8 protein-coding genes are annotated in these 8,494 nt (G+C 62.0%); 5 read left to right on the top strand and 3 right to left on the bottom strand.

The features are described 5' to 3' along the window. Positions 1–460: 460 nt before the first annotated feature. The 3 genes from WCB02_RS05085 to WCB02_RS05075 all read right to left on the bottom strand — a co-directional run bounded on the left by WCB02_RS05085 (position 461) and on the right by WCB02_RS05075 (position 2,343). Positions 461–1,234 (bottom strand): histidine kinase dimerization/phospho-acceptor domain-containing protein, encoded by a 774-nt coding sequence (locus tag WCB02_RS05085; RefSeq protein ID WP_423956747.1) that lies wholly within the window; start codon positions 1,232–1,234, stop codon positions 461–463. Then, the gene (locus tag WCB02_RS05080; protein ID WP_423956748.1) at positions 1,231–1,647 is read right to left on the bottom strand and encodes a response regulator; all 417 of its coding nucleotides are present in this window, start codon (positions 1,645–1,647) and stop codon (positions 1,231–1,233) included. The genes WCB02_RS05085 and WCB02_RS05080 overlap by 4 nt, the downstream gene beginning before the upstream one ends. Positions 1,648–1,848: 201 nt before the next feature. Continuing rightward, positions 1,849–2,343 (bottom strand): response regulator, encoded by a 495-nt coding sequence (locus tag WCB02_RS05075; RefSeq protein WP_423956746.1) that lies wholly within the window; start codon positions 2,341–2,343, stop codon positions 1,849–1,851. Positions 2,344–2,648: 305 nt separating this feature from the next. On the opposite strand from WCB02_RS05075, the gene WCB02_RS05070 reads away from it, so the two are divergent. The 5 genes from WCB02_RS05070 (at position 2,649) to WCB02_RS05050 (ending at position 8,280) form a co-directional block, all read left to right on the top strand. Further along, positions 2,649–3,359, top strand: a complete 711-nt coding sequence (locus WCB02_RS05070; protein ID WP_423956745.1) for a Crp/Fnr family transcriptional regulator — start codon at positions 2,649–2,651, stop codon at positions 3,357–3,359. 220 nt (positions 3,360–3,579) lie between these two features. After that, positions 3,580–4,323, top strand: a complete 744-nt coding sequence (locus WCB02_RS05065) for a Crp/Fnr family transcriptional regulator (RefSeq protein ID WP_423956744.1) — start codon at positions 3,580–3,582, stop codon at positions 4,321–4,323. A gap of 355 nt (positions 4,324–4,678) precedes the next feature. Further along, entirely contained in the window at positions 4,679–5,068 is a 390-nt protein-coding gene (locus WCB02_RS05060) for a response regulator (RefSeq protein ID WP_423956743.1), read from the top strand. Between the two features lie 239 nt (positions 5,069–5,307). Next, positions 5,308–5,718, top strand: coding sequence for a response regulator (locus WCB02_RS05055; protein ID WP_423956742.1), 411 nt, complete (start codon positions 5,308–5,310; stop codon positions 5,716–5,718). Positions 5,719–5,724: 6 nt separating this feature from the next. Beyond that, positions 5,725–8,280, top strand: coding sequence for an ATP-binding protein (locus WCB02_RS05050; RefSeq protein ID WP_423956741.1), 2,556 nt, complete (start codon positions 5,725–5,727; stop codon positions 8,278–8,280). The last annotated feature ends 214 nt before the right edge of the window (positions 8,281–8,494 follow it).

Below are 8,494 nucleotides of genomic sequence, written 5' to 3'. Positions count from 1 at the left end.
CGGTCGGATTGTCGAGAGCCGAATTGACCTTGTTGCCGGTGGCGAGGTCATTCTGGGTGGTCGCGAGCAGCGAGGCGGTGGACTGCAGCGAGAGAAGATTCTGGCGGACTGACGCCGAGAGAACGATGCCTGACATGTTTGGTTATCCTTCTGGATGAACAGGTTTGATACTTCGCCGCACATTTCTGTCGACGACGCATGAGACTGTTCCTCCAGGCACTACCCGTTGGTTAAATCGACCCCGGTAGATGTACACAGAACGGCGGGCCGGCGTTGTTAATACTAACCGCACGCTAATCGCATGGCCCGGATCGCGAGAAATCGCTGATTACTCTGGCCTTTTCTGGATTTTTCCCAGACCGTTCCCGGGTTTCGGCCACGGAAATCGGGGCTCGCGAGCCGCCTTGCATCGTCCGAGATGCCTGATGCGGCGCTTTCGCGCGAATACCTTAGTCGTTCGCTAACCAAGCAGCGGAGCTGTCTCGGGCAGAAGGATGTCGATCCGCAGCTCATCGCAGGCATCGCGCAGCACTACGATACGGCCGCCGGATCGCCGCACGAAGCCGTCGGCCATATTGAGCTCTACTCTATCGATATGTTCCCCGATCGCATGGCCGCAAGCATGCATCGCGATCACGACATCGGCGGCGGTGATGCAGCCGCCACTTGCGCGCAAGGGGCGCGCGGCGGCCTGAAACGTGAATCTGCCGCCTCCTGGCATGGCGTTACGGACGGCGATCGCAAGGCTCAAGATCGCCGCCATCAGCGCGCCGGAATCGGCCCACGCGGTGGGCACGTCGCCGGCCGGCATCAAGACAATCTCGATCTGGCCGCCGAGCGTCGACCGAAGCAGACGGCACGCTTCGACCAGCAGCGCGTTGACGTCGACGTCGTGCGGACAGGAAGGCCGGCCGCGCGCAAAGGCCAGAAGCTGCGACGTCAGCGCCGCGCCGCGCGACGCCGCGTCTTCAATCAGCCGTGCAATGGCCGCGAGTTCGGGACGCCCGGTCACGGCCTCTGCCAGAATTTCGATAGTGCCTGTGATCACCGTGAGTACATTGTTGAAATCGTGAAGCATGCCGCCGACGAGTTCGCCCATCAGCGCGGCTCTTTGTAATTCATCCTGGCGCGCTTCGATCGCCCCCGACGGCAGGTCTCGTTCATGCATCTCGTCTAGTTGCGAGGCCGCCTGTTCTGCTTGCAGCCCACCCTCGATCGCGCTCAGGACTGTCACCTCATGGGAATGGCGCTGGGGAAGCGCGCACGCGCTTCCGACAGACATTCGTTGATCACCGTCAACAACGCCACCGGTGTAAACGGCTTGCGCAGGCAGCGCGATGCACCGAGTTCGAGCGCCATCCGCAGGAAATCGGGCGCCGGCGAATTGAGGTTGGCGAAAGCGTAACCGGACATCGCAATTAACGGAACGGTCGGGGCGCGCTCGTGAAATATCCTGATCGATTCGAAGCCGCGCATATGCGGCATGAAGATATCGATGATCATCAGATCGAACGCGCCGCCTTCGAGCGCCCGAAGCCCGGCCTCGCCGCCATCCGCGATGGTGACGCGAAAATTGTGACGTTCCAGGTAGACCTCGATGGCCATGCAGACCATCGGATCGTCGTCCACGACCAGGACTCGCGCCATGTCGTCGTCCCGTCGCGGCTGAACATCCTGTTTCATATGTTCGATGATCCCTGAGTTATATTGCACGCGCGTCTCCCCTGATTGAATTGCGAATTCCTCCGCGACGCGTTTCGCCCGCGCGGCCGATAGCTCCGCCCATCAACGCGGGCCGTCCTGTCCTTGCTGCGACCATCGCGACCTCCGCTGGCCCGGTCGTCCTGGCTAACGGCCAAGGGCGTGCCCGATCATGTTGCCCGCCAATCGCGGTCGGCCCTGCGGTTCGACCAGCGCATCGACGACCGCACCCAGAGCGGCGACATATCTCCGGTGTGGGTCGGCCTCCGACAGGCATTGGTCGATCACGGCAAGCAAGGTCGCGGGCTTGAACGGCTTCCGCAGGCAGCGCGTCGCGCCAAGCCTCGAAGCCAGCCGCAGGAAATCGGGTCCAAACGATTCCGGGTCGAGAAAAGCGCTGCCGGAAATCGCGATCAAGGGCAGGGTCGGGGCGCGGCGGTGCAACACCCTGATCGACTCGAAGCCCGGCATATCGGGCATCACGACGTCGACAATCATCAGCTCGAAGGTCCCGTTATCGAGCGCCGCGAGGCCATCATTGCCGCCGTCGGCAATTGAAACCCGATAGCCGTGATGCATGAGCCAGGCGCGGATCGCCTCGCAGACGGGTGGATCGTTATCGACAACCAGAATGCGGTGCATCGCAGCCGTCCCAGTTTTCCTCGCTATCAACCGGCTTCAAAGGGCCTGCTGGACCTTCTCCACAGCGAATCACAGCCTGATTCCTTATTTCCGCCGTAAATTCAGCGGGTGTCTGCCCCCCAGCGTGTATAAGAATTCAGTTATGACCTAACCGCTGACGCACCATTTGGCCGGTGATGAGGGGCCGCAATCACGCTGCTATGACTACCCGCTAAACGCGAATTCACCATAGAATACATCTTCAGGGGAGAGCCTCAACCGACGTCAGTTCATCTGAACCCCGGCCTCGTTCGGCAGGAGCGGCCATGTCTTCAGTTCACCGCCCGCCCAATCAATTGCTGCAAAGGCTGCCGGCGGCGGACTTCGAGGCGCTGCGACCGCATCTCAAGCTGATCGAGATGGCCCGAGACGCCGTATTGACTGAAACGGGTGCAGCGCTCAACCAAGTCTACATTCCCCATGCGGGCGTCGTTTCCATCGTGGTCGGCCTCTCCGAAGGGCAAATGGTCGCAGCGGCGCTGGTCGGCCGCGACACCATTGTCGGCTCCGCGGAATTGCTTGGCGACGGTATATCGCTGAGCGACGCGGTCGTCCTATCTCCCGGCGCTGCCTCGACCATCGATCTCACCGACTTCAGGACGATCGCCGCGCAAAGCGCCGTGTTCCGGAACCTGCTCGCCCGCCATCAGCAGGCGGTGTTCCTGCAGGCTCAGCAAACCGCCGCATGCAACGCGTCGCACTCGGTCGAAGCGCGTCTCGCGCGCTGGCTGCTGCTCGCACATGATCTATCCGATGGTAGGATGCTGCCGATGACTCAAGGCCTTCTCGCGCGAATGATCGGCGTCCAACGCAACGCGATTTCGATCGTCGCAAGCGCACTCCAACAAGGCGGTATCATCAGCTATAGCCGCGGACAGATCGAAGTTACGAACATGGAGGCGCTGCGACGGACGGCTTGCGAGTGCTATGCTGCCATCAAGACGCGGCACGAGCAATTGCTCGGGGAACCGGATTGACGATGTCCGCGCTACCGAGTCCACCACATATCTGCACGCTAGCGCGCATAGGTGGCCATGCAGACCAAACGACATTGCCTGGATCAAACGTTGGCTGATGAGTCTAACTGCTAATTCTGCTTGCCAACAAAATATCCGAAGCTCATGCTCAACCGCTGGTTGGCGTGCATTGAATGCTGGCGACCCAGAGACCTGTTTTGCCCTACGGCAGGAGACGGCTTTGGACTCGATTTATCGTTCACCAAATGGATTTTTGTCGGCGCTGTCGGCGGATGATTTCGAACTGATCCGCCCGCATTTGAGAACCGTCGACATGGTTCAGGAATCCGTCCTGATCGGGGTCGGAGAAACGCTGAAACGCGCGTACATGCCTCACCGGGGCGTGATTTCTCTCGTCGTCAACATGACCAAGGGGGAGCACGTTCAGGTCGCAATGATCGGCCGCGACAGCATTTTCGGATCCTTCTCCGCGATCGGCGACGCGATCGCATTCAATAGCGCCATCGTGCTGGTCGCCGGGCCGGCCTCGACCATCGACCTCGACCGGCTGCGCGCCGCGGCCGATCAAAGCGTGACGCTGCGCTCGCTGCTCGCGCGGCACGGACTGGCGGTCTATGTCCAGGTCCAGCAGACCGCCGGTTGCAACGCCGCGCACACGGTGGAATCCAGGTTTGCGCGCTGCCTGCTGCAGACCCACGACTTTTCCCAGGGCTGCAAGCTCGTCCTGACGCAGGAATCGATGGCGCAGATGATCGGCGCGCGGCGCAACAGCGTGTCGCTGGTCGCCAGCACGCTGCAGCAGGCGAACGTGATCCAGTACAGCCGCGGCCATATCGAGATCACCGACTTCGACGGTCTCAGCAAGGCTGCGTGCGAGTGTTACGCATCGGTCAAGACGCAATATGAGCGGCTGGTCCGCCCTCGTCGCGTCGCCGAAGAGCAGCCGCGCGGGCGCGCCGGCTGACGCGCTTCCGGGCGAAACATCCGCGCGCTTCGACGGCGAGGTCCACGCCGCTTCGCTCCAAGATGCGCATCAGGAGATGCGTCAAACGGAAGAGCCGGAACTGCCGTTCCGGCATGGGCGGGATCGGAAACGGCGTGTGCATCGGCGCAGCAACAACCTTCCTGGTCCGCAACCGTATAACTACGGGCGCCGCACGCGCGATATTTATTCAATCCGGAATTAACGCGCTGTTCAAAGACCGCTGCTAATGCTCACGATGCTGACCAGCGCGAGTTCCACAAAGCTTCGAATCATTTCGTATGCTGCGAATATCACGCCCGTGATCGGCTGTTTGGAACCGTGCGGAGTTGAAGACATGGCCTTTGATTTATCGATGCCCATCCTGGTGGTCGATGACTACAGCACCATGATCCGGATTATCCGCAATCTGCTGAAGCAGCTCGGCTTCGACAATGTCGATGACGCCAGCGACGGATCAGCCGCGCTCGCCAAGATGCAGGTCAAGAAATACGGCCTGGTGATCTCCGACTGGAACATGGAACCGATGACCGGGTACGACCTGCTGCGTGAAGTCCGCGCGAGCCCGGAGCTTTCCAAGACGCCGTTCATCATGATCACCGCCGAATCGAAAACCGAAAACGTCATCGCCGCGAAAAAGGCCGGCGTCAGCAACTACATCGTCAAGCCGTTCAACGCCGCGACGCTGAAGACCAAGATGGAAGCGGTGTTTGGCCCGGACGAGTAACGGGCAGCCAACGGCCTTCCGAGCCCGGACAAATCTCACTGGCAAAAGCCCTCCGTCCCGGTCTCCGCCGCGCCCGGCGGTCGTGTCGATTCGAGCCCCCTCAACGCCAATGATCGCGCGCGTTCCCGTATTTGTACGGGAATGAAAATTTACGCAGGGGTAGAGGCTCATTCCCTAAAACAGCAGAGGCGGATTGAGCGGGCGGCCAAACGCTTCGGGCCCGCAACGGGAAAAATAAAATGCACAATGAGCTGCTCGTCATCGATGATGCCGACCTGCATTTGTCGATTCTCTGCAAGATAGCCCAGCAAGTCGGATTCACGACCACCGGCGCCCACTCCGTCGCCGAGGCGACCGAATTGCTGCGTGAGCGGACTTTCGACTGCGTCACCCTCGACCTGTCGCTCGGCGACCAATCGGGCATCGAGATCCTCAAGCTGCTCTCCGAAATGAAATCGCGGATCCCGGTCATCGTCATCAGCGCCTCGGGCGACGAGGTGCGCGAGGAAACGGTTCGCATCGGCAATTTTCTCAACCTCAATGTCCGCGTGCCGATTCCCAAGCCGATCCACCTCGCCGCCCTGCGCAAGGCCTTGACGCAGGTCGCCGTCGAGACGGAACGGCAAAAACTCGCCACCGTTGCGGATTGATCGAACATGAAAGCCCATTCCGGACGCTCGCTCGGTGCTCTCATCGCCATCACCGCGGCCCTGATCGCTACGATCATCGGCACCAACATGATCGCTGTCCGGCATTTGCGCGAGAGCACGCTGCAGACCGGGGAGGCCAATCTCAACCGTTACAGTCTTACGCTGGCGGAGAACGCCAACCGCTCGTTTCAATCGCTCGATCTCATCCTGTTGAGCGTCGGCGACTACCTCAAGCGCGAGGGCGCGGTCGACGCCGCGTCCTATCGGCGCATTGCCTCCGATCAGAAGATCCACCTCCTGCTGAAGGAAAAATTCGCCGGCCTTCCCGAGGTCGATGCCATCACCCTGATCGATGCCGGCGGCCAGCTCCTCAACTTCTCGCGCTACTGGCCAATTCCGGACGTCAACATCTCCGATCGCGACTACTTCAAGGCGCTGACGTCGGATGACACTCTCAACTTGTTCATCGGCGAGCCGGTCAAGAACCGCGGCGACGGATCCTGGACCATCTACGTCGCGCACCGGCTGAACGATGCCGACGGCAAATTCATGGGCCTCGTGCTCGGTGCGATGTCCCTTCAATACCTCGAAAACTTCTTCGGCTCGACCTCGCTCGGCCTCAACGCCACGATCTCGCTGACCCGCGAGGACGGCGTGCTGCTGGCGCACTTCCCGCCGACCGACGACATCGGCATGCCGGCCTCCGGCGACGGAAAGCGCGCGCTGGCCAACGGCGGCATCCTGCGCGAGGCGAGCGCCGACGGGCACATCAATCTGGACGCGGCCACGATGCTGCCGAACTACCCTGCGCTGGTGACGGTCTCGCAGAGCGAGTACAGCGCGCTGGGCAGCTGGCGCGCCATGACCACGCTGCTTAGCACCATGTCGCTGATCTCCGCGGTCGTTGTGGTGTTCGCCGCCTTCATGATCGCGCGCTGGTGGAACAAGCAGGAACATCTGATACACGCGGCCGAGGCGGCCAACGCTGCGAAATCGACCTTCGTCGCGATGATGAGCCATGAGATCCGCACGCCGATGAACGCGGTACTCGGGCTCGCCACCACGCTGCTTGAGACCAATCTCGATATCGAGCAGCGCCGCTCCGTGCTCGCGATCCACAATGCGGGCGACAGCCTGCTTGAGATCCTCAACGACATCCTGGACTTCTCCAAGCTGGAATCCGGTCAGTTGTCGCTCGAGGACATCGCATTTTCGGCCGAGGCGCTGGTGTACAACACAATCAGCATCATCGGACCCCGCGCACAGGCAAAGGACCTCACGATCCGCAGCACAGGCGATTCGGCGCTGCCGCCGGCGCTGGTCGGCGACGCGGGACGCGTCCGCCAGGTCCTGCTCAATCTGGTGTCGAACGCCGTCAAATTCACCGCGGCCGGCGAGATCGTGATCCGAACGCGCTGCATCGCGCGCGACGATCAGCAGGCCACCGTGGAATGGTCCGTGAGCGACACCGGAATGGGAATCGCCCAGGACAAGATCGGTTCGCTGTTTGCGGACTTCGTGCAGGCCGACAACTCGATCAGCCGCCGCTTCGGCGGCTCCGGTCTCGGCCTCGCCATCTGCAAGCGCCTGGTCGAGCAGATGGGCGGCGAGATCCATGCAAGCTCGAAGCTCGGAGAAGGCTCCACCTTCAGCTTCACGCTGACGCTGCCGGTGGCGGAGGCCGTCGCGCCTCAGGAGCAGAACGAGGAAACCGTCTACGCCGCCTTGGTGGCCAGGATCGCCGGGTACCGCCGGCCGCTGCGCGTACTGGTGGTCGACGACAATCCGACCAATCGCCTGGTGGCCAGCAAGATGCTGAAGGACTTCGAGATTCAGACCGACACCGCCTGCGACGGCGCCGAGGCGGTGACCGCGGCCAACCGCTTCAACTACGATCTCATCCTGATGGACGTGCGGATGCCGGAGATGGATGGCTTCCAGGCGACGCGGATCATCCGCTCGCGCCGCGAGCGGATGGCGACGGTGCCGATCATCGCCTTCACCGCCAACGCGTTTCCAGAAGACATCAAGGCCTGCAGCGAAGCTGGCATGAACGATTTCGTCGTCAAGCCCGCGCGCAAGAAAGCGCTGGTCGAGGCGATCCTGCGCGTGCTGCCGGCGCCCGGAGCCGCAATCGAGCAGCTCTCCGAATGCCCATCACCGCCGCTCGCGGCGCCGGTCCCGGTCACGGCCAGCGAGGACCCGGCGTTCGAAGCCACGGCCTTCGACGAACTGGCGAAGGAGATCGGCGAAGACGCCGCATCGGAGATCCGCGCCGTGTTCATCGGCGAAACCGATACCCGGCTGACATCGCTGCGGCAGCTTTCGATCGAGCTGCACCGGACCAAGATCAGCCGCGAAGCGCACTCGCTGAAGAGCGCGGCCGGGACATTCGGCTATCGCCGGCTCGCAAACCTCGCGCTGCGTCTCGAGAAGAATGCGGTGCGCCTGACCGAGAGCGAGTACCGCGCTTTGCTCGAAGGCATCGAGGCGGCCTACGCAGCCGCGCGGGAAGAGGACGTCCGCGAGCCGCAGCACGGCCGCACGTTCGCGTCGGACTGAAGCGCCGGCGCGCTCGGACGACTCGAAGGCGACCCGCCGGAACGAAAAGGCCTCGACCGCTCGAGGTGACGGAGAGCTTTCCGGGTCGTGCGAAAGCTCCGATCTCGCTGATCCAACCGTGTTTCTACGGTTTTCGATTTTCATACACGGCTAACGTTGAGCGGCGATAGTCTCCGAAAGCACAGGAGAGCTGCTTCATGTTTACGTATGAAAC

The organism is Bradyrhizobium sp. (assembly GCF_049581145.1).
In the GTDB taxonomy this organism is placed as follows: Bacteria; Pseudomonadota; Alphaproteobacteria; order Rhizobiales; family Xanthobacteraceae; genus Bradyrhizobium.
Note: the sequence above shows the minus strand (reverse complement) of the source record. Positions and strands in the feature narration are given on the sequence as shown.